The following is a 20,656-nucleotide window of genomic DNA, read 5'->3' as shown; positions in this document are numbered from 1 at the left end:
ACGAAGGTGAGTCTCGCCAGATGGCGAATCCCTTTAATATGGCAAGGATATATCTATGCGACTTTTGCAAAACTTCACCATTCGTCTTGTCATGCTGACAATACTGGGCGTCTTTTGTCTTCTCTGGTCAGGAGTGGGATTATATAGCGTTCACGCGCTGTCAAAAGTGTCAGAAGGCAACGAAGTCGATCGCCATCTTGTTCGCCAGATGACGGTGCTCAGCCAGGGCAACGATCAATATTTCCGCTTTGTTACCCGCCTCAGTCGTGCGATGGAGTTGAAAGCCAGCGGCGGCACGCCGGATTTCGCTCCCGTGCAGCAGGCGCTGGATAACATGAGCAAAAAGTTGCATGAAATGAAAACGCTCTCGCCAGGGCCGATGGATCCTGAGGTTGCCGCTGCGGTGCTGGCGAGCTGGCAGGATCTGCTCGATAAAGGCGTCACGCCGCAAATGCAACTGGCGCAGCAGGGCACGCAGAGTGCATGGAGTGAGCAGGCGAATAATGTGACGCCTGCGTTGAGCCGGGCGTTTGGTGCCAGTGCAGAACGCTTTAATAAGGCCGCAGGTGTGATGCTCGATCAAACCCGCGTCATGGTAGATGGCAAAACGTCGATCATCCGTACCCTAATCATTGGCGCGGTGATCCTGGGCATTGCAATTCTCTTCTTCACCGATCGCTATCTGGTGACCATGCTGGTGAAACCGCTGGCGCGGATCCGCCAACAGTTTCGCCAGATTGCTCAGGGCGATCTCAGTCAGCCGATTGACGATATTGGCCGCAACTGCGTCGGCCAATTAGTGCCTTTATTACGGGCGATGCAGGACAGTCTGCGCGACGCCGTGAATACTATCCGTTCTGGCAGCGATAATATCTGGCGCGGCGCCACTGAAATCTCCAGCGGCAACAACGATCTTTCATCGCGAACGGAAGAGCAGGCTGCGGCGCTGGAAGAGACGGCTGCCAGCATGGAGCAGCTCACCGCAACGGTGAAACTGAATGCGGATAACGCCCGTCAGGCAAGTCTTCTGGCTGATGCGGCATCACGCACGGCAGGAAAAGGCGGTTCGCTGGTGTCCGAAGTGGTCGAGACCATGGACGGAATTTCCGCCAGCTCGAAGCAGATTGCGGAAATTACGACCGTCATCAATAGCATTGCCTTCCAGACCAACATTCTTGCATTGAACGCTGCGGTCGAAGCGGCGCGTGCGGGTGAGCAAGGGCGTGGATTTGCCGTCGTCGCAGGTGAAGTGCGTAATCTGGCAAGCCGCAGTGCAAACGCGGCAAAAGAGATTGAAACACTGATTGCCGAATCCGTGCGCCGCGTCGACCACGGCGCGACGCTGGTGAAGGATACCGGCTCAACGATGGAGGCGCTCCTGCGTGGCGTGACGGAAGTGAACACCATCATGAAACAAATTGCCTCGGCGTCTGAAGAACAGAGCAAAGGGATTTCGCAGGTGGGCGTTGCGATTACTCAGATGGATGGCGTTACGCAGCAAAACGCCGCGCTGGTGGAGCAGGTTTCCGCCGCGGCTGCGGCGCTGGAGAGACAAACGGAAGATTTACAACGTTCTGTGCAACAGTTCCGGTTATCGCAAAATGACGCCCCCAGTCTCCCCGGAAAAGGTGCCGCTCCCGCCGGGCAGCGACGCCCGACTCCCACAGCGGCAGGCGATGAATGGGTGGCATTCTAAGGCCCAGTAAAAAGTCGCTGAACCCTCTGGCCTTTGCTTAAAATATCGCTATATAATTTATTGTATAGCGATTGAGGAGAGGTCATGAATAATCATTTTGGCAAGGGTCTGATGGCCGGATTAAACGCCACGCAGGCTGACAGCGCCCGAAACGTAGCGAAATTTTGTTCGGATTATAAACGTGGCTTCGTACTAGGATTCTCGCATCGCATGTTTGAAAAAACCGGCGACAGGCAACTCAGCGCCTGGGAAGCGGGGATCCTGACGCGTCGCTATGGGTTAGATAAAGAAATGGTGATGGATTTCTTTCGGGAAAATCAGTCCAGCATCACGATTCGTTTTTTTATGGCCGGCTATCGACTCGAAGGTTGATCCAAAGGGGGTATTATCTTGCTTTAATTAATTACACTACCGGCTATTCCCTTCGTTTTAGTATCCCCTCGCAGTATCATAGACTACATAACCATAACAAAAGTGTGGTAAATGGCGCACCGATCGCAGTTACGGTTTTGCGATTGATGCAAAATAAGAGCCAGGTCTTCGTAACGGAATAACTATAAAATGACTGGAGATAACACTCTCATCAATTCCCATGGCGTCAACCGCCGTGATTTCATGAAGCTTTGTGCAGCACTCGCCGCCACAATGGGGCTCAGCAGCAAAGCCGCCGCCGAAATGGCTGAGTCGGTATCCCGTCCGCAGCGCCCGCCGGTTGTCTGGATTGGTGCTCAGGAATGCACGGGCTGTACCGAATCCCTGCTTCGCGCGACCCACCCTACGGTAGAAAACCTTGTCCTGGAGACCATCTCTCTGGAATACCATGAGGTGCTTTCCGCCGCCTTCGGCCACCAGGTTGAAGAGAACAAACACAATGCGCTCGAGAAATACAAAGGGCAGTATGTGTTGGTCGTTGATGGTTCCATCCCGCTAAAAGATAACGGTATTTACTGCATGGTTGCCGGTGAGCCCATTGTGGATCATATCCGCAAAGCGGCAGAAGGCGCGGCGGCAATTATCGCTATCGGTTCCTGCGCTGCATGGGGCGGCGTCGCCGCTGCTGGCGTGAACCCGACCGGTGCGGTTGGCCTGCAGGAAGTTCTGCCGGGTAAAACCATCATCAACATTCCGGGCTGTCCGCCGAACCCGCATAACTTCCTGGCGACCGTCGCCCATATCATCACCTGGGGCAAGCCACCGAAGCTGGATGCGAAAAACCGTCCGACCTTCGCCTATGGCCGCCTGATTCACGAGCACTGCGAACGTCGTCCGCACTTCGATGCGGGTCGCTTTGCGAAAGAGTTCGGCGATGAAGGTCACCGCGAAGGCTGGTGCCTCTACCACCTCGGCTGTAAAGGGCCTGAGACCTGGGGCAACTGCTCCACACTGCAATTCTGCGACGTTGGCGGCGTCTGGCCGGTGGCGATTGGTCACCCATGCTACGGCTGCAACGAAGAAGGCGTTGGTTTCTATAAGGGCATTCACCAACTTGCTCACGTGGAAAATCAGACACCTCGTTCCGAAAAACCTGATGTGAACATGAAAGAGGGCGGCAACATTTCTGCCGGCGCTATTGGGTTGCTTGGCGGCGTTGTCGGTCTGGTAGCCGGCGTCAGCGTGATGGCGGTACGTGAACTGGGGCGTCAGCAAAAGAAAGATAACGCTGACTCACGGGGAGAATAACCGTGAACAGACGTAACTTTATCAAAGCAGCCTCCGGCGGGGCGTTGCTGTTAGGCGCTGCGCCGTCTATCAGCCACGCGGCTGCAGAAAATCGCCCGCCCATCCCCGGTTCTCTGGGTATGTTGTATGACTCGACGCTGTGCGTGGGCTGTCAGGCCTGTGTGACCAAGTGTCAGGATATCAACTTCCCGGCGCGTAACCCGGAAGGGGAGCAGACCTGGTCGAACAACGACAAACTGTCGCCGTACACCAATAACATCATTCAGGTGTGGCGTAGCGGTACAGGCGTGAATAAAGATCAGGAAGAGAACGGCTATGCATACATCAAGAAACAATGTATGCACTGCGTCGATCCCAACTGCGTTTCCGTCTGCCCGGTTTCCGCACTGAAAAAAGATCCGAAAACCGGCATCGTTCATTACAACAAAGACGTTTGTACCGGCTGCCGTTACTGCATGGTTGCCTGTCCGTACAACGTGCCGAAGTATGACTACAACAACCCGTTTGGTGCGCTTCACAAATGTGAATTGTGTAACCAGAAAGGCGTTGAGCGTCTCGATAAGGGCGGCTTGCCGGGCTGTGTTGAGGTTTGTCCTGCCGGTGCGGTCATTTTTGGTACCCGTGAAGAGTTGATGGCCGAGGCGCAAAAGCGTCTGGCGCTGAAGCCTGGCAGCGAATACCACTATCCGCGTCAAACCCTGAAAACGGGCGATACCTACGTGCATACTGTGCCGAAGTACTATCCACATCTTTACGGTGAAAAAGAGGGCGGTGGGACTCAGGTGCTGGTACTGACCGGGGTGCCTTACGAGAATCTGGATCTGCCGAAGCTGGATGAGATTTCAACCGGCGCGCGTTCCGAACATGTTCAACACACCCTGTATAAAGGCATGATGCTACCACTGGCCGTGCTGGCGGGCTTGACCGTGCTGGTTCGTCGTAATACCAAAAACGACCATCACGACGGAGGAGACGATCATGAGTCATGATCCTAAACCGCTGGGCGGCAAAATTATCAGCAAACCGGTCATCATCTTCGGGCCGTTAATCATCCTCTGTATGCTCCTGATCGTGAAGCGTCTGGTATTTGGATTGGGGTCTGTCTCCGATCTGAACGGCGGTTTCCCATGGGGCGTCTGGATTGCCTTTGACCTGTTAATCGGCACCGGCTTTGCCTGTGGCGGTTGGGCGCTGGCATGGGCGGTGTATGTCTTCAACCGGGGACAATACCATCCGCTGGTGCGTCCGGCGCTGCTGGCGAGTCTGTTTGGTTATTCTCTGGGTGGCTTGTCGATTACCATTGATGTGGGTCGTTACTGGAACCTGCCGTACTTCTACATTCCGGGTCACTTCAACGTGAACTCGGTTCTGTTCGAGACGGCGGTCTGTATGACCATCTACATTGGGGTGATGGCGCTGGAATTTGCCCCTGCGTTGTTTGAACGTCTGGGCTGGAAGGTGTCGCTGAAACGCCTGAATAAGCTGATGTTCTTCATCATCGCTCTCGGAGCGCTGTTGCCGACCATGCACCAGTCCTCAATGGGCTCGCTGATGATCTCGGCAGGCTACAAGGTGCATCCGCTGTGGCAAAGCTATGAAATGCTGCCGCTGTTCTCGGTATTGACCGCCTTTATTATGGGCTTCTCGATCGTCATCTTCGAAGGCTCTCTGGTTCAGGCTGGCCTGAGAGGAAAAGGCCCGGATGAGAAGAACCTGTTCATCAAGTTGACGAACACCATCAGCGTGATGTTGGCGATTTTTGTCGTGCTGCGCTTTGGTGAGCTGGTTTACCGGGGCAAGCTGTCGTATGCCTTTGCAGGCGATTTCTACTCAGCAATGTTCTGGCTTGAAGTCGTGCTGATGGTCTTCCCGCTGGTCGTCCTGCGCGTTGCTAAATGGCGTAATGATTCACGCATGTTGTACCTGTCTGCGCTCAGCGCGCTGCTGGGTTGCGCGACATGGCGTCTGTCCTATTCGCTGGTGGCATTTAATCCAGGCGGCGGTTACCACTACTTCCCAACCTGGGAAGAACTGTTGATTTCTATTGGTTTTGTGGCTATTGAGATTTGCGCTTACATCGTACTCATTCGTCTACTGCCGATACTTCCTCCTTTAAAACAAAACGATCACAATCGTCATGAGGCGAGCAAAGCATGAGCCAGAGAATTACTATTGATCCCGTAACCCGTATTGAGGGGCACTTACGTATCGATTGCGAAATCGAAAACGGCGTTGTATCAAAAGCATGGGCCTCCGGTACCATGTGGCGCGGCATGGAAGAGATCGTGAAAAATCGCGATCCGCGTGATGCGTGGATGATTGTGCAACGTATTTGCGGCGTTTGTACGACTACGCACGCGATCTCCTCGGTTCGTGCGGCAGAAAGCGCGCTGAACATTGACGTTCCGGTTAACGCACAATACATCCGTAACATCATTCTTTCAGCGCATACCACTCATGACCATATCGTTCACTTCTATCAGCTTTCGGCGCTGGACTGGGTGGATATTACCTCGGCGCTGAAAGCCGATCCGGCAAAAGCGTCAGCGATGCTGAACGGCGTGTCGACCTGGCATCTGAACAGCGCGGAAGAGTTCACGAAAGTTCAGAACAAGATCAAAGACCTGGTCGCCAGCGGCCAGTTGGGGATTTTCGCCAACGGTTACTGGGGACATCCGGCGATGAAACTGCCGCCGGAAGTGAACCTGATTGCGGTAGCTCACTATCTGCAGGCGCTGGAATGCCAGCGTGATGCTAACCGCGTGGTGGCACTGCTGGGCGGTAAAACGCCGCACATCCAGAACCTGGCGGTGGGGGGCGTTGCCAACCCGATCAACCTCGACGGCCTGGGCGTACTGAACCTGGAACGCCTGATGTACATCAAGTCTTTCATCGACAAGCTGAGCGACTTTGTTGAACAGGTGTACAAGGTCGATACTGCGGTTATCGCCGCGTTCTATCCAGAATGGCTGGAGCGCGGTAAGGGGGCGGTTAACTATCTGGCTGCACCGGAATTCCCGACCGACGGTAAAAACGGCAGCTTCCTGTTCCCTGGCGGTTATATTGAGAATGCCGATCTGGCGAGCTATCGTCCGATCTCCTCTCACTCCGACGAGTACCTGATCAAAGGGATCCAGGAGAGCGCCAAACATGCCTGGTATAAAGACGAAGCTCCGCAGGCACCGTGGGAAGGGACGACCATTCCGGAATATAACGGCTGGTCGGATGATGGCAAATATTCATGGGTGAAATCCCCGACCTTCTACGGTAAAACCGTCGAAGTGGGGCCGCTGGCGAATATGCTGGTTAAACTGGCGTCCGGACGTGAGGCCACGAAAGCGAAACTGAATGAAATCATCGCGATTTATCAGAAGCTGACGGGCAAAACGCTGGAAGTGGCGCAGTTGCACTCTACGCTGGGGCGTATTATTGGTCGTACCGTTCACTGCTGTGAACTACAGGGTATCCTGCAGAATCAGTACAGTGCGCTGATCGCCAATATTGGCAAGGGCGACCACACCACGTTTGTGAAACCGAATATTCCGGCGACAGGCGAATTTAAAGGTGTGGGCTTCCTTGAGGCACCGCGCGGGATGCTTTCTCACTGGATGGTGATTAAAGACGGTATCATCAGTAACTATCAGGCGGTTGTACCGTCAACCTGGAACTCCGGCCCGCGTAACTTCAACGATGACGTCGGTCCGTACGAACAGTCGCTGGTAGGTACGCCGATTGCCGATCCGGAAAAACCGCTTGAAGTAGTACGTACTATTCACTCCTTCGATCCTTGTATGGCGTGTGCGGTACACGTTGTTGACGCTGACGGGAACGAAGTTGTCTCTGTGAAGGTTCTGTAATGCGGATTTTAGTCTTAGGGGTCGGCAATATTTTGCTGACCGATGAAGCCATCGGCGTTCGTATCGTTGAAGCCTTAGAGCAGCGATATGAATTGCCGGATTTCGTTGAAATCCTCGATGGCGGTACGGCGGGTATGGAGTTGCTCGGCGACATGGCGAACCGGGATCATCTGATCATCGCGGACGCCATTGTCTCGAGAAAAAACACCCCGGGTACGATCATGGTCCTGCGGGATGATGAAGTGCCGGCGCTGTTTACCAACAAAATCTCCCCGCATCAATTGGGCCTGGCCGACGTTCTGTCGGCCCTTCGCTTTACCGGCGAGTTTCCGAAAAAATTGACGCTCATTGGCGTCATTCCGGAATCGCTGGAGCCGAATATTGGTTTAACGCTAACGGTTGAAGCGATGATTGAACCTGCGCTTGCGCAGGTTCTGGCTGCGCTGCGTGAGTCGGGCGTTGAAGCGATCCCACGGGAGGCGACGCATGTCTGAGGAGATTTCCGGGTTCCAGACTGCTCCGAAAGCACAGGTTCAGGCTGCGTTTGAAGCGATTGCGCAGCGTTCAATGCACGATCTGTCCTTTCTGCATCCTGATATGCCAGTGTATGTCTCTGACTTTACATTGTTTGAAGGGCAGTGGACGGGATGTGTGATTACGCCGTGGATGCTGAGTGCACTGATTTTCCCCGGACCAGACCAGCTCTGGCCAGTGCGTAAAGTCAGTGAAAAGCTTGGGTTGCGTCTGCCGTATGGCACGATGACATTCACGGTGGGCGAACTGGATGGTGTATCGCAATACCTCTCCTGCTCGCTGATGTCGCCGCTCAATCACAGTATGTCGTCTGAAGAGGGCGTACGTCTGGCTGATGACTGCGCGCGCATGCTGTTGTCGCTGCCGGTCAGCGATCCGGATGCGCCGCAGACAAGCCGTCGCGCGCTGCTGTTCGGGCGTCGGGGTTTGCAGAATGCATGAGCTGTCTCTTTGCCAGAGTGCGGTTGAAATCATTCAACAGCAGGCTGAACAGCATGGCGTAAAGCGCGTCACCGGCGTGTGGCTGGAGATTGGCGCGCTGTCCTGTGTTGAAGAGAGCGCGGTACGTTTTAGTTTTGATATTGTCTGCCAGGGGACGGTGGCGCAAGGCTGTGAATTGCACATCGATTACAAACCGGCGCAGGCATGGTGCTGGGATTGCAGTCAGGCGGTTGAAATCACCCAACACGATGCGCAATGTCCGCGTTGTCATGGCGACCGACTGCGTGTTGATACCGGCGATTCGCTGAAAGTGAAAAGTATTGAAGTTGAATAACCCATGATGTGACATGGGGCGGAGTCAGACATGTGTATAGGCGTTCCAGGCCAGGTTCTGGCCGTCGGTGAAGATATTCACCAGCTTGCGCAGGTGGAAGTGTGCGGCATCAAGCGTGATGTGAATATTGCGCTGATTTGTGAAGGCAGTCCTGCGGAACTGGTCGGGCAGTGGGTGTTAGTGCATGTGGGGTTTGCCATGAGCATCATCGATGAAGAAGAAGCCAAAGCCACGCTGGATGCGCTACGCCGTATGGAGTACGACGTCACCAGCGCATAAGAGTGAATGCCGGATAGGTTCTGTCCGGCATTTTTTTGCGTTAATTCTGACGCTTATCTTCGGTATTGGTCTCGAAATCGCTGGCATCATGACGTTCATGAAGCTGCTCATTCAACGGTCCGTTGGTCCGGTTCACGATTCGCCCGCGTTTAACTGCCGGACGTTCCGCTATCTCTTTTGCCCAACGCTGCACATTTTTATAGTTGCCCGCATCAAGGAATTCTGCCGCATCGTACACATTGCCCAGCACCACGTTGCCAAACCACGGCCAGATAGCCATATCGGCAATGGTGTACTCATCGCCTGCCACGTAAGCGTTATTCGCCAGCTGTTTATCCAGCACGTCCAGCAGGCGTTTGGCTTCCATCGTAAAGCGGTTGATCGCGTACTCAATCTTCACCGGCGCGTAGTGGTAGAAATGACCGAAACCACCGCCGAGGAAGGGCGCTGCACCCTGCAGCCAGAACAGCCAGTTCAATGTCTCTGTACGTTTTGCTAAATCCTGTGGCAGGAAATAACCATATTTTTCTGCCAGATACAGCAGGATCGAGCCCGACTCAAACACACGCACCGGTGGATTTTGCGAATGATCGCGCAATGCCGGGATCTTCGAGTTGGGATTCACCTCCACAAAGCCGCTGGAGAACTGATCCCCTTCGCCAATGCGAATCAGCCAGGCATCATATTCCGCACCGCTCACTCCCTGTGCCAGCAGTTCTTCCAGCATGATGGTGACTTTCTGGCCGTTCGGCGTACCCAGCGAATAGAGCTGAAGCGGATGTTTACCGACCGGCAGCGTTTTGTCGTGCGTCGGACCGGAGACAGGACGGTTGATGTTGGCGAACGCACCGCCATTGGATTTTTCCCACGTCCAGACTTTCGCGGGCTGATAAGTGTTATCTGACATGTTGATCTGCCTTCTGAGTGGTTGTGTTGAAGCAGTGTAGCAGGTCGCCATCCGTACCTTTAACAGATCGGCACATTTACACCTGTCTATTTTTCGTTGTTGCGCACGCACCCGCTGCGTTGAGGTGTATGATGGTCGGCGGTGTAGGGCAGGCAAGCAGAAGCTGCCCAGCTGTATAGTTTTGAGGTAAGGTGCATGAGCAAAGGAACGACCAGTCAGGATGCCCCGTTCGGGACATTATTGGGCTATGCCCCCGGTGGTGTAGCGATCTACTCTTCAGATTACAGCTCCCTCGACCCGCGGGACTATGACGATGACGCCGCGTTTCGCAGCTACATCGACAACGAATACATGGGCCACAAATGGCAGTGCGTCGAATTCGCGCGTCGTTTCCTCTTCCTGAATTATGGTGCGGTGTTCACCGATGTCGGCATGGCGTGGGAGATTTTCTCGTTGCGTTTCCTGCGCGAAGTGGTGAACGACAACATTCTGCCGCTACAGGCGTTTCCTAACGGGTCGCCTCGCGCACCGGTCGCCGGGGCGCTGCTGATCTGGCAGAAAGGCGGAGAATTTAAAGACACCGGCCATGTCGCGATTATCACTCAATTGCTGGATAACAAAATCCGCATTGCCGAGCAGAACGTCATTCACACGCCGCTTCCTCCCGGACAGCAGTGGACGCGTGAGCTGGAGATGGTGGTGGAAAATGGCTGCTATACCCTGAAAGACACCTTTGACGACACTACTATTCTGGGCTGGATGATCCAGACCGACGATACCCGGCACAGCCTGCCACAGCCGGAGATCGCCAATGATTCGCTGAAGATTGGCGCGGCAAGACTGGAAGAAAACGGCCAGTTTGACGGTAAATGGCTGGATGAACAGGATCCGCTGCAAAAAGCCTATGTGACAGCGAACGGTCACGTGATCAATCAGGATCCGTATCAGTATTTCACAATGACCGAGAGTGCCGAACAGGAGTTGATCAAAGCGACCAACGAGCTGCATCTGATGTATCTGCACGCTACAGACAAGGTGCTGAAAGACGACAATCTGCTGGCGCTGTTCGACATTCCCAAAATCCTCTGGCCGCGTTTGCGTCTCTCATGGCAGCGCCGTCGCCACCATATGATCACCGGTCGTATGGATTTCTGTATGGATGAGCGCGGGTTGAAAGTGTACGAATACAACGCCGATTCCGCGTCGTGCCATACCGAGGCGGGGCTAATCCTCGAACGCTGGGCGGAGCAGGGCTATACCGGTAAAGGACATAACCCGGCGGAAGGTCTGCTCAATGAGCTGGCGGGGGCCTGGAAACACAGCCACGCGCGTCCATTCGTGCACATCATGCAGGATAAGGATATTGAGGAGAACTATCATGCCCAGTTTATGCAGCAGGCGCTGCATCAGGCCGGGTTTGAAAGTAAGATCCTGCGTGGGCTGGATGAACTGCGCTGGGACGATGCCGGACAACTCATTGATGGTGAAGGACGCCTGGTTAACTGCGTCTGGAAAACCTGGGCATGGGAAACGGCGATTGAGCAGGTGCGTGAAGTCAGCGAAACCGAGTATGCCGCCGTGCCGATTCGTACCGGACATACCCATCAGGATGTGCGGTTGATCGATGTGCTACTGCGCCCGGAAGTGCTGGTCTTTGAGCCGCTGTGGACGGTGATCCCGGGTAACAAAGCGATCCTGCCGATCCTGTGGCAACTTTTCCCGCACCACCGCTATCTGCTGGATACCGATTTTGTCGTCAATGATGAACTGGCGCAAACCGGTTATGCGGTGAAACCGATTGCGGGTCGCTGTGGCAGCAATATCGACCTGGTCAGCCATCAGGAAGAGCTGCTGGACAAAACCAGCGGGAAATTTGCTGCACAGAAGAACATTTATCAGCAATTATGGTGTCTGCCAAACGTTGCCGGTAAGTATATTCAGGTGTGCACTTTTACCGTTGGCGGCAACTACGGCGGCACCTGCCTGCGTGGCGACGAATCGCTGGTTATTAAGAAAGAGAGCGACATTGAACCGTTGATTGTGGTGAAGGGGTGAGCTCTCAGCAGGATACGGTTATAGCCGGAGCATGTTTCTAAAGCCGAAAGCTGACCGATGCAGTCGATGTGTAAAAATCCGTAATCTCCCAGGGATTACGGATTTTTTTGCTTCTCAACCTGGTTCTCAGTACTGTCGATTTGCGGTTGTTGTGGCACACTAATTTTGTCATCTGAATAATACTTTCCTAACCTTTGGTTTTTCAAAAACCATAATCTGCTCTCTTTATTATCCAGAAGGTATTTGGTCATAGACGATGTTTAGTTATTAAGTTGGGTAGTGGAATTGTAATGACGCAGTAGGCTGTTTAATGTGAAAGAGAATGCTTAACGCACTCTTCTAAATACCACAGTATCCAGACAGATAAAATTTCTTCTCACTGTTTCTTGCCCTGATGGTGATGCTTAATTTGACATCGTTACCTTCTTCTTCCATATTTGATTTTTGTAATGAAGATTGTATCGTCGTAATCGAAATATCATTGTTTTTGAAAGTAGATGTGGTTTTATCTGATTGTGTCCGCTTTAATGCAAACATTTTTCCATTCAGTTTTATACTTGCTTTTTCTGAGAATTTTATCTTAACAGTATCATGAACAAAATCAGCTAAATAGCTTAAGTCATATGCCGTAGTATCTGTCCACGTTGTATGCCATTCTTTAGTATTTAAAGGATTTTCATTAAAATATCTGCATACGCTCTGTCAGCATCTAATCTTTCTGTAAACCCACATTGAACAATTGATGCCAGCTTTAACGGTTTTATTCTTGTCGAGTCAGTTTTTAGAACTGGACTTTTTTAAGGCATAGAGCAAATGCGCATGACCATTTTTTGTACTCTGTATTATCGTGTCAGGCTTCGGTAAACCTACAAGATCCCAGACGATTGCGCCATTATCATGGTCTATGTCGAAAACAAAACCATTCACAAACCATCTGTTATTAAACCCTATATATTTTTTAATAACGCCCTTTCTTTTAGGTTTCTATATACACCATCATTGAAGTCATCGCAGCATAATGCGTATTTTTGTATTTGACTTTTATAGTTTTCCATATTAAAGATATTATCTTCAAACAACATTTTACCTTCCTTTAGTGCTCCTTTTTGTAATTGTTTGGCGGCTATCAAAACAGGAGCTTTATTTTTATATTTATGCTCATTAATAAATCAATAATACATTTAAAGTTTTTGTCAAGTGACTAAAAGCCATATCAGATATTGTGTGTTATTTGGTTGTAAATGTTATTCAGTGAGGCTATCTTTATAGTCTAAAGATACGTTATGGTTATGGTACTAATAAGAAATAAAGTAAAACTAGATCTGTAAAAATTAATATTTATTATCTTGACAAGAAGATGTGTGCATATGTTATATAGTCTCAAAGACACTAAAATTTATGCAATATGAATACTTCGAGGTTGGCTCACACATGGATAACTTACTCCTTAAAAGATACCGCGAATATGCTCATACCGAGGAAGCCTGTGCAATCCTCTTTGTGAAAAAAAATTTGGCTCAATCAAAAGGATATTGGATAGACATATCTAACTGTCGACGCTATGAGATGTCATCAGACGATCTGCACTTCAAGTTTGTCACGGGTGGGCTATACAAGAGGAAAATTCACCCACAATATCCACCGAAATCTTCATACATCATAAATAGCAGGTTTGATGAGCATAGCTATTACTTGATGGTTCGCGCCTTAACATGGGAAACCGCGCACAAAGACATAGAGCAACAAAAATCTAAGCGCGTAAAGCCATTAAAGTTCGAGATAACAGGAGTCAGTTATGATAAGAACAAAGATAAAAAAGGATATTTCCGAGACGACGCGCCGGAAGAAATCAAGGTACTTGCGGAAAACCTAAATGACAGGACTCATCCACTTTGGGATATAGCTATACAATATATAAATGAACCAGAGTTCGTTTATGAAGTCCGGCAAGTGAGACTCATTGATCGATAAACAAATATTCTCGCGCCATGAAAAAAATAAAAATCTTTCTAACAGGGTGATGGCCCACTACGTGAACCATCATCCATTACAAGTTTATACTGTAAGTATCCCGCATAATCGTGCCATTCACATTTAGAGATCCTCCGGCATAATCAATCTGCCAACAAAGGAGATCGCTATGCGTAAAGCCCGTTTTACTGAGCATCAGATCATTGCCGTCATTAAATCGGTTGAAGCCGGACGAACTGTTAAGGATGTCTGCCGGGAGGCCGGTATATCTGAAGCTACCTACTACAACTGGAAGTCCAGATACGGCGGCATGGAGGCTTCTGATATTAAAAAGATCAAGGATCTTGAGGACGAGAATCGGCGTCTCAAACAGATGTTTGCCGACCTGAGCCTTGAGAACCGGGCGCTGAAAGATGTTATCGAAAAAAGCTATAAAGCCAGCCTTTAAGCGTGAGCTGGTCACTCATCTGATAATGACATCTGGACTCAGTATCCGTCAGACCTGCCGGAGTCTGAACCTGAGCAGAACGGTTTACCATTACCGTCCGGATACCACGCGTGACGAACCCGTTATTGTCGCGTTGCAGGCAATGGCAGAGCGATACCCACAGTACGGTTTTCCAAAACTTTTCCAGGTTCTGCGGCGGCAGGGATACCCGTGGAATCACAAAAGGATCCATCGTATTTATTGTCTGCTAAAGCTGAATTTTCGCCGTAAAGGCAAACAACGGTTGCCAGTGCGTAATCCCTCGCCACTGGCCACACCGGAAGCGCTGAACCAAAGCTGGTCTGTCGATTTTATGCATGATGCCCTGGTCTGTGGTCGTCGTTTTCGCACGTTCAATGTCGTTGATGACTTTAACCGTGAGGCGTTGTCGATTGAAATCGATCTGAATCTGCCAGCTCTGCGCGTGGTCCGTGTACTCGACAGGATCGCGGCAAATCGCGGCTATCCGGTCATGCTACGCATGGATAATGGTCCGGAATTTATCTCACTTGTACTGGCTGAATGGGCAGAGCAACATGCAGTAAAACTGGAATTTATTCAGCCGGGTAAGCCGACGCAGAATGCTTTTATTGAGCGCTTTAACCGAACATACCGTACAGAAATACTCGATTTTTATCTGTTCAGAACGCTGAATGAAGTGCGGGAAATCACGGCAAGATGGGTGTCAGAATATAACTGTGAACGCCCGCATGAATCACTGAACAATATGACGCCAGAGGAATATCGACAACACCATTATTTGGCCGGGATCTCAAAAAATGCCTGGAACTAAAACGGGTCTATTTACAATGTTTTAATTAAATTTTCGACTCAGATATATGAACCTTTGACTTTACACTTGTTTAGACATAATTGTGTACCTTTTGAACATGAGGATGGGATATTTTGGAATTCAATAAAAATTCCCGGCAGATACAAGTTACTTAATAAAAGGACCTTAAAGGAAAATAACACATTCTTCGATGAATTAAATTTAAGACTTTCTCGTTTTTTAAATGATTATGCTTTAAAACCTAATGAGCACGCTGCTTATAATAGTTTTGTTACTCAGTTGAATAGTAAAGGCATGCTACCTGAAACGGCGTATCAATTCATTCAGGGACATGTGCTGTATAATAATTACGTATACCCAATGCTAAAGATGTATCGCGATAAATTATACGGTTTAGAAATGGCTAGAATTGGTAAGGAGTGCAAGGGAGTAGAAAAAAATGGAGAACGTGAAATTAGATTAGGCACAATTGATAACTTCTACAATAAGACAAATGTCCTCGAAACATTGCTAAACAACACTCTTAATTATACCCATGAGAAGCAGTTTGTGATGCTGGAGACTAAGTTGAAAGGGATTGATGTTTAAGTTATCTGATAATTATAAATGTTTTTACTTTCTTAATTTAAATATTGGGCATGGCAATGTCAAGGCATTGCCTATTTGGTAATTTGATATATTAATACCATTTGGCATTATTTTTGTAGAAAAATGGTTGATGTCAATCATGTGCTGTAGTGTATTTTTATTCCTATTTTAGTGTTTATCAAGAAATAGCCTTCTTACTGATGAAATTTTGTAGGGGAGTGTTCAATTTTGTAAAATCAACGCAGAAAGTAGAGCTCAAATAATGTTAAGCATATATTTTATGAGGGGGTTAACTGGATGCGTGATTTTGGATAAAGAATGCACCTTATTGCTCTTGTCAAAAATATCTTCGGATGACATTGAAAAATTAATTTAGTTTATAGATAATTTTTTATTGTTCTTTTGGATTGAAAGATTAACGTAGCGGAATTTTCCTCCTTACCGGTTTTCGCTATGCTAAATCTGAAAATTTTTCTTCGTTCAGGGCGTTTGCGCCCGACAGCTGAAGTAATAAAATCCTCTTTGCCCTCGGGCTACTTCCGGTCCATGAACGCCAGTGAACTGCTGGCAACGACCCGCCGTCAACAGTGGCTGCAATCACTCTGGGATTATTCGTCCCTGCCGAAAGATATGTATAGCCAGTATTACCTTGCTCCGCTGGAGCATTGCGTGATGCTGATGCAACAATTTCCTCTTACGGAAAGTGGGCCATATGCCCGTGCCGGGGGGATGGCTGACTATATGCTGGAAACTGTGTCGTATGCGGCGCGGTTGTCGAAAAGCTACATGTTACCGGTTGGCGCTCCGCCTGAAGAACAGGCGGCACAAAGCGCGGCCTGGAATGCGGTGGTGGTCTATGCGGCCATGTTGCCTTCACTTGAGTATCTATGCCACCTCCACGTTGAGCTGGAGAACGGTAAACGTTGGTGTCCTCTGCTGGACGCACCTCCAGAACCTTATCGCATTCGTTTTGCGCCGGAACAGTCTCCGGAACGGCGGCAAAGTTTTGGCGCAATGCTGGCGTGGAAAATTATTCCTCCTGAAGCGATTGGCTGGTTGAGTAACTGGCCGGAAGCCATCAAGACCCTGTCAACATATCTGACCGGCTTTCGGGCGCAGTCGGGTGTGGTCAATGCCATTGTGTCTGAAGCTATTCGCCTCACTGCCGGAGCGCCAGAAAGTAAAACACTGGTTGCACCGGCGGCAATAGTTCCGGTTCCGGCTGAATCATTGCAGAGTGACTCGTTGCTGTCCAGATTAGCTGATGATGCGCGGGAGCTGGTTGCGTCGTATTCCGAAGACGAAATTCTTCTGGCAGCCGAACCTGCTCCTGCAACGGATGCAGCTCTGGTATTACAAGGTGGGCAAGAGGAAGCGGATGATACTGATACGTTACTGGCAATGATGGGCTTTGCCAGCGTTGATGCAACAGAAATCGGAGAAATCACGCCATCCGCCGAGTTGAACGATCCCGGAGAGGCATTCTGGCAATGGCTGGTCACGGGATGTCGTTCTGGCAGTCTGATTCCGAACAAACCTGACGGTCGGATTCATCTGGTCGCTGGTTATGTTTTCCTGCGTGCGCCTGGGATTTTTCACCAGTTTCTGACAGAGACGAATGCGGCGGTGGAGGATAAAGCCAGACTTCAGAAAGCGTTTGAGCGACTGGGGCATCACCGGCAGGACAATGGCACAATGTATACCTGTCAGTTGTATCAGGATGAACAGAGGGCAGGGCGTTTCCAGAAATTGAGTGGTTACCTGGTGACTGTCAGTAAGATTTTTACGGGTGATAACAACCCTGGCGATAATCCGCTACTGATTGTTTTAAAAGAATAGTTATCCGAACCCCTCTCTTGCTGATGTTAATCAATCGCGGTATCTTCTACCCGCACCTGCAAAATCAGGGGCCGGGATTGACCTCCTGAAACACTTCACTGACGACACAAGGCGTTTCTTGTGTCGTTCGCTTTGCTACATCTCAATGGTGGGCCGGGCGGGGGCGTCGAAAGATGCGCCGGTGTCAGTGAGGCCGGTAAGGTCAACCCTGTCCGGTTCCACCACCCATGAGATTGACCTCTCAGGTGGTGGGTATAAGTTGGTACTCACTGGAGGCTGCCTTATGGCTACAACCCTCGACCAGACTCACCAGTTGCTCACTATTCCTTTCAGCTCTACCACCGATTTCACGGTGTTAGCTGAGCACTGCGAAAACTTTGCTGAAGCGCTGATTGAATGCGATGACCCGGTGCTGAAAATGGCGCTCTGTGGCAGGATCAACACCTGCCTGACGTTGTTGCAACCCACGTTGTTAGAACCTGTCCCTCCCCATCTCGTTGAAAGTCTGACTGTTGATACTCTTCCTGCCCGTTCTTCTGGTTTCGGGCCTGAATGCACTGAGGTTTGCCAGTATTGCCTCGCTCTGACGCAAACACTTTCCGGGCAGGGGTTTTCCTCTGAAACGGAGAAATACCTTAGCTGGCTATTGTTTGACCTGATCCACCATTTCGCAGCGGAAATGAAAGCCCCACGCTGGATACGCACTGCTGAGGGGGTGAAGTTTATCGATGAGGTAGCCGCATGATGTACCAGGACAGGGGATACTGTTGGATGAGCTTGCATCTGACACTTGCCAGTAAGATTTTTACAGGCGATAACAATCCTGAAGGTAACTTGTTACTTATTGTTGTATAAGGATATTCTTATGGATGGCGTTTCCTTTGGGCTTCTTACTGAACAGTATTTTTACAGCAAATCATTACGACCGGCGACGGAGTGGAGCTACCAGAAAGTAGTTCGCTCATTCGAAGGATTCACATCGTTTAACCCTACGAAGATCGATCACCTGACGGTACTGAAATGGCGTCATATGGTGCTGAATGACCAGAACTGCGCGACCCGAACGTGGAATAATAAAGTTGCTCACATGAGGGCGTTGTTTAATTTTGGCATTAAGCAGGGGCTGTTGCCGCAGGCTGAAAATCCCTTTAATGGCGCGGTCGTTCGCCCGGGCACGAAAAAGAAGAAGACGCTGACACAGACGCAAATGAACTCGATGTACCGATTGATGGAGCAATATCTGGATGCTGAGACAGGGAAGGGGAATAGCGGTATGTTCAACGGTCGCAGAAATGCGTTACTTCCAGCGTGGTTCTGGCTGACGGCGGTGAATGTTTTTCGTTATACCGCGATACGGCAAAACCAGCTCCTGCATATCCGGTTGGGTGATATTAACCTTGAAGAAAAATGGATTGATCTGAATATTGAGGGGGCGAAAAACCATCGCGAGCATCGGGTTCCGATTGTCTCGTCGTTGTATCCATCGCTGGAGGAACTGGTGAGGAAAGCCGGGGAGGCTGGGATGGAGCCGGGTGATCAGGTATTTAATGTGGGTTGGTTTGACCTGATGAGAAAGAGTAAGTACCCGGAGGTGATGAACGAGTACCCGCTGAGAGCGTTCTTTCGCCGCTTGTCCCGGGAGTGTAAGTTTACGATCACGCCACACAGATTCCGGCATACGGTGGCAACACACATGATGAAATCACCTGAACGCAATTTGTACGCGGTGAAGAAACTGCTGGGCCATGTCAGCATCACATCGACACTGGAATACATTGATGAAAGTGTGGATAGCCTGCGGGATATACTGGAAACCGAATTGATGTAGTGAGGAAGACTTCAGGAATGTCGTCAAATACTTACATTGTTTGACATTGAAAAGATTTATTGCAAATATCAGACGCGAAAAAACAGACTTGCGGCAAACAAGTCTGTTTCTCAAGAGCCTTTTCAAGCACAAGTAACGGCGTTACATCGAGTTTTGTCTGGCTCGCTTTCGTGTCCGTCAGGATTGCATCTTGCAAAGCTGACCAACCGGCTTTGAATAGTGGTGCCCGGACTCGGGAACATTCAGCTATTTAGTGAACTGTTTTTAATCATAAATTCACATTGGCTTAGTTGTCAAGACCCATGTGTTGACCCTCATTTTATCTTTTAAATCAAAGTGTATACCTGTACATCCTCCTACGTTCCCCCGGTTCGATTCTTCATGATTATCAAAAAAGAATCGAATCTGGTATAAAACATAATTACATAATAGTAATGCTTTGGTATATACTTCATATATCTTTACAGGGGGGCATATGACAACAAAAGCTGTTTTTACGATGAAACTGGAACCTGAGCTGCGTGATACGTTCATGGCTGAAGCCGCGGCTGAAGACCGTCCTGCTGCTCAGGTTATTCGCGAATTAATGCGGGGGTATATCGAACAACGCAGAAAATTCCGTGATCATGAGGCTTACCTTCAACGCAAAGTTGAAGTGGCTCGTCAGTCTGTACAGAGTGCTCGTGGGCGTACAAATGACGATGTAGAAGCTGCATTTGCACAACGCCGTGCTCAGGTTACGAAAGGACATCCAGGATTGTGATCGTTTTGTGGACACCTGAAGCCGAGCAGGACCGTATTGATATATGGGACTACATTGTCGTGGATAATCCGGTTGCTGCCGTTGATATGGATTCACGTTTTAGCAGAACTGCCAGTAGCCTGGAGGAGCAACCGGAAATGGGGGTTCCTGGTCGGATTGTCGGTACTCGCGAAGTGTATCCGCATCACCATTATCGTCTGGTTTATGAGATCGATACCGATAAGGGTATTGTATGGATACTGGCACTAGTCACTACCTTTCGCGAGTGGCCTATGGTTTAAGCCATGATTCAGCACTCTTATGCTGCTGAACTAAAGAGCCTGAAGATATTTTTAATAAAATCAATTGATTATGCGTAATTAAGTAAACTAAAGTTAATGGCTAACATTTGCTCATAGTTTAATATATACTGAAGAAAATCATAATATTAAGATATTGATGAAGTTATGGTAATGAGTGGAAACAATGATTCAAGATCTGTAAAAAAAGGAATGGTAAGGATCCTTGTTTTTGCGTTTAAATTTTTTCTTCAATATTGTCTTGTTTCATTATTGTTAGGTCTTTTTATTTTTATATTGTTCTGGTTATTTAATAATCCAGTAAA

General features: G+C 49.6%; 21 protein-coding genes and 1 pseudogene. 19 read left to right on the top strand and 3 right to left on the bottom strand.

Translation table 11 applies throughout. The annotated features are described in order from the left end of the window. Positions 1–55: 55 nt before the first annotated feature. The 10 genes from AOY24_RS18245 to hybG all read left to right on the top strand — a co-directional run bounded on the left by AOY24_RS18245 (position 56) and on the right by hybG (position 8,821). The gene (locus tag AOY24_RS18245; RefSeq protein WP_054177124.1) at positions 56–1,696 is read left to right on the top strand and encodes a methyl-accepting chemotaxis protein; all 1,641 of its coding nucleotides are present in this window, start codon (positions 56–58) and stop codon (positions 1,694–1,696) included. Between the two features lie 84 nt (positions 1,697–1,780). Continuing rightward, entirely contained in the window at positions 1,781–2,068 is a 288-nt protein-coding gene (locus tag AOY24_RS18240) for a DUF2623 family protein (RefSeq protein WP_042998144.1), read from the top strand. A gap of 189 nt (positions 2,069–2,257) precedes the next feature. Further along, positions 2,258–3,376, top strand: coding sequence for a hydrogenase 2 small subunit (gene hybO, locus AOY24_RS18235; RefSeq protein WP_054177123.1), 1,119 nt, complete (start codon positions 2,258–2,260; stop codon positions 3,374–3,376). Positions 3,377–3,378: 2 nt separating this feature from the next. Continuing rightward, a complete protein-coding gene (gene hybA / locus AOY24_RS18230) occupies positions 3,379–4,365 on the top strand; it encodes a hydrogenase 2 operon protein HybA (RefSeq protein ID WP_042998142.1) in 987 nt (328 codons plus the stop codon). Beyond that, on the top strand, positions 4,355–5,533 hold the full coding sequence (gene hybB, locus AOY24_RS18225; RefSeq protein ID WP_042998141.1) for a Ni/Fe-hydrogenase cytochrome b subunit: 1,179 nt from the start codon (positions 4,355–4,357) through the stop codon (positions 5,531–5,533). The genes hybA and hybB overlap by 11 nt, the downstream gene beginning before the upstream one ends. After that, the gene (gene hybC, locus AOY24_RS18220) at positions 5,530–7,233 is read left to right on the top strand and encodes a hydrogenase 2 large subunit (RefSeq protein ID WP_042998140.1); all 1,704 of its coding nucleotides are present in this window, start codon (positions 5,530–5,532) and stop codon (positions 7,231–7,233) included. The genes hybB and hybC overlap by 4 nt, the downstream gene beginning before the upstream one ends. Beyond that, on the top strand, positions 7,233–7,727 hold the full coding sequence (locus AOY24_RS18215) for a HyaD/HybD family hydrogenase maturation endopeptidase (protein WP_054177122.1): 495 nt from the start codon (positions 7,233–7,235) through the stop codon (positions 7,725–7,727). Before hybC ends, AOY24_RS18215 begins: the two co-directional genes overlap by 1 nt. Next, entirely contained in the window at positions 7,720–8,208 is a 489-nt protein-coding gene (gene hybE, locus AOY24_RS18210) for a hydrogenase-2 assembly chaperone (RefSeq protein WP_042998138.1), read from the top strand. The genes AOY24_RS18215 and hybE overlap by 8 nt, the downstream gene beginning before the upstream one ends. Beyond that, positions 8,201–8,542, top strand: a complete 342-nt coding sequence (hypA, locus tag AOY24_RS18205) for a hydrogenase maturation nickel metallochaperone HypA (protein WP_042324177.1) — start codon at positions 8,201–8,203, stop codon at positions 8,540–8,542. The genes hybE and hypA overlap by 8 nt, the downstream gene beginning before the upstream one ends. 30 nt (positions 8,543–8,572) lie before the next feature. Beyond that, the gene (gene hybG, locus AOY24_RS18200; protein WP_042998137.1) at positions 8,573–8,821 is read left to right on the top strand and encodes a hydrogenase maturation factor HybG; all 249 of its coding nucleotides are present in this window, start codon (positions 8,573–8,575) and stop codon (positions 8,819–8,821) included. Between the two features lie 40 nt (positions 8,822–8,861). On the opposite strand, the gene yghU is transcribed toward hybG, so the two are convergent. Next, positions 8,862–9,728, bottom strand: coding sequence for a glutathione-dependent disulfide-bond oxidoreductase (gene yghU / locus AOY24_RS18195; protein WP_042998136.1), 867 nt, complete (start codon positions 9,726–9,728; stop codon positions 8,862–8,864). Between the two features lie 195 nt (positions 9,729–9,923). Here yghU and gss point away from each other — a divergent pair, with 195 nt between their 5' ends. Further along, a complete protein-coding gene (gss, locus tag AOY24_RS18190; RefSeq protein ID WP_054177121.1) occupies positions 9,924–11,783 on the top strand; it encodes a bifunctional glutathionylspermidine amidase/synthase in 1,860 nt (619 codons plus the stop codon). A gap of 665 nt (positions 11,784–12,448) precedes the next feature. Here gss and AOY24_RS25580 read toward each other — a convergent pair. Together AOY24_RS25580 and AOY24_RS25435 are read right to left on the bottom strand one after the other, a co-directional pair. Next, complete coding sequence (locus tag AOY24_RS25580; protein WP_287118096.1) at positions 12,449–12,523, bottom strand: hypothetical protein; 75 nt, start codon at positions 12,521–12,523, stop codon at positions 12,449–12,451. A gap of 34 nt (positions 12,524–12,557) precedes the next feature. Beyond that, positions 12,558–12,710, bottom strand: a complete 153-nt coding sequence (locus tag AOY24_RS25435) for a replication initiation protein (protein WP_231912847.1) — start codon at positions 12,708–12,710, stop codon at positions 12,558–12,560. A 504-nt stretch (positions 12,711–13,214) separates the two neighbouring features. Here AOY24_RS25435 and AOY24_RS18185 point away from each other — a divergent pair. From AOY24_RS18185 to AOY24_RS18145, 8 genes and pseudogenes are all read left to right on the top strand, one after another. Beyond that, positions 13,215–13,754 carry a hypothetical protein gene (locus AOY24_RS18185; protein WP_054177143.1) on the top strand — a complete coding sequence of 180 codons (540 nt, stop codon included), beginning with the start codon at positions 13,215–13,217 and terminating at the stop codon, positions 13,752–13,754. A 169-nt stretch (positions 13,755–13,923) separates the two neighbouring features. Next, a protein-coding gene (locus AOY24_RS25045) for an IS3 family transposase (RefSeq protein ID WP_152967212.1) occupies positions 13,924–15,034 on the top strand; the annotation gives its coding sequence in 2 pieces (ribosomal slippage) (positions 13,924–14,177 and positions 14,176–15,034; 1,113 coding nt in all). A 54-nt stretch (positions 15,035–15,088) separates the two neighbouring features. Next, the gene (locus tag AOY24_RS25040) at positions 15,089–15,622 is read left to right on the top strand and encodes a hypothetical protein (RefSeq protein WP_152967211.1); all 534 of its coding nucleotides are present in this window, start codon (positions 15,089–15,091) and stop codon (positions 15,620–15,622) included. Positions 15,623–16,075: 453 nt separating this feature from the next. After that, the gene (locus AOY24_RS18165) at positions 16,076–17,461 is read left to right on the top strand and encodes a TraI domain-containing protein (RefSeq protein ID WP_054177118.1); all 1,386 of its coding nucleotides are present in this window, start codon (positions 16,076–16,078) and stop codon (positions 17,459–17,461) included. Between the two features lie 64 nt (positions 17,462–17,525). Then, positions 17,526–18,206, top strand: a pseudogene (locus AOY24_RS18160) (ash family protein); the annotation flags it as partial. A 120-nt stretch (positions 18,207–18,326) separates the two neighbouring features. Beyond that, positions 18,327–19,289, top strand: a complete 963-nt coding sequence (locus AOY24_RS18155; RefSeq protein ID WP_054177116.1) for a site-specific integrase — start codon at positions 18,327–18,329, stop codon at positions 19,287–19,289. Between the two features lie 475 nt (positions 19,290–19,764). Next, the gene (locus AOY24_RS18150) at positions 19,765–20,052 is read left to right on the top strand and encodes a hypothetical protein (RefSeq protein ID WP_054177115.1); all 288 of its coding nucleotides are present in this window, start codon (positions 19,765–19,767) and stop codon (positions 20,050–20,052) included. Then, on the top strand, positions 20,049–20,333 hold the full coding sequence (locus AOY24_RS18145) for a type II toxin-antitoxin system RelE/ParE family toxin (RefSeq protein ID WP_054177114.1): 285 nt from the start codon (positions 20,049–20,051) through the stop codon (positions 20,331–20,333). Before AOY24_RS18150 ends, AOY24_RS18145 begins: the two co-directional genes overlap by 4 nt. The last annotated feature ends 323 nt before the right edge of the window (positions 20,334–20,656 follow it).

Origin of the sequence: Citrobacter sp. CtB7.12 (assembly GCF_001297795.1) — a bacterium.
Classification (GTDB): Bacteria; Pseudomonadota; Gammaproteobacteria; order Enterobacterales; family Enterobacteriaceae; genus Citrobacter_A; species Citrobacter_A amalonaticus.
The sequence above is the reverse complement of the archived record's forward strand: the minus strand, read 5'-3'. Positions and strand labels throughout refer to the sequence as shown.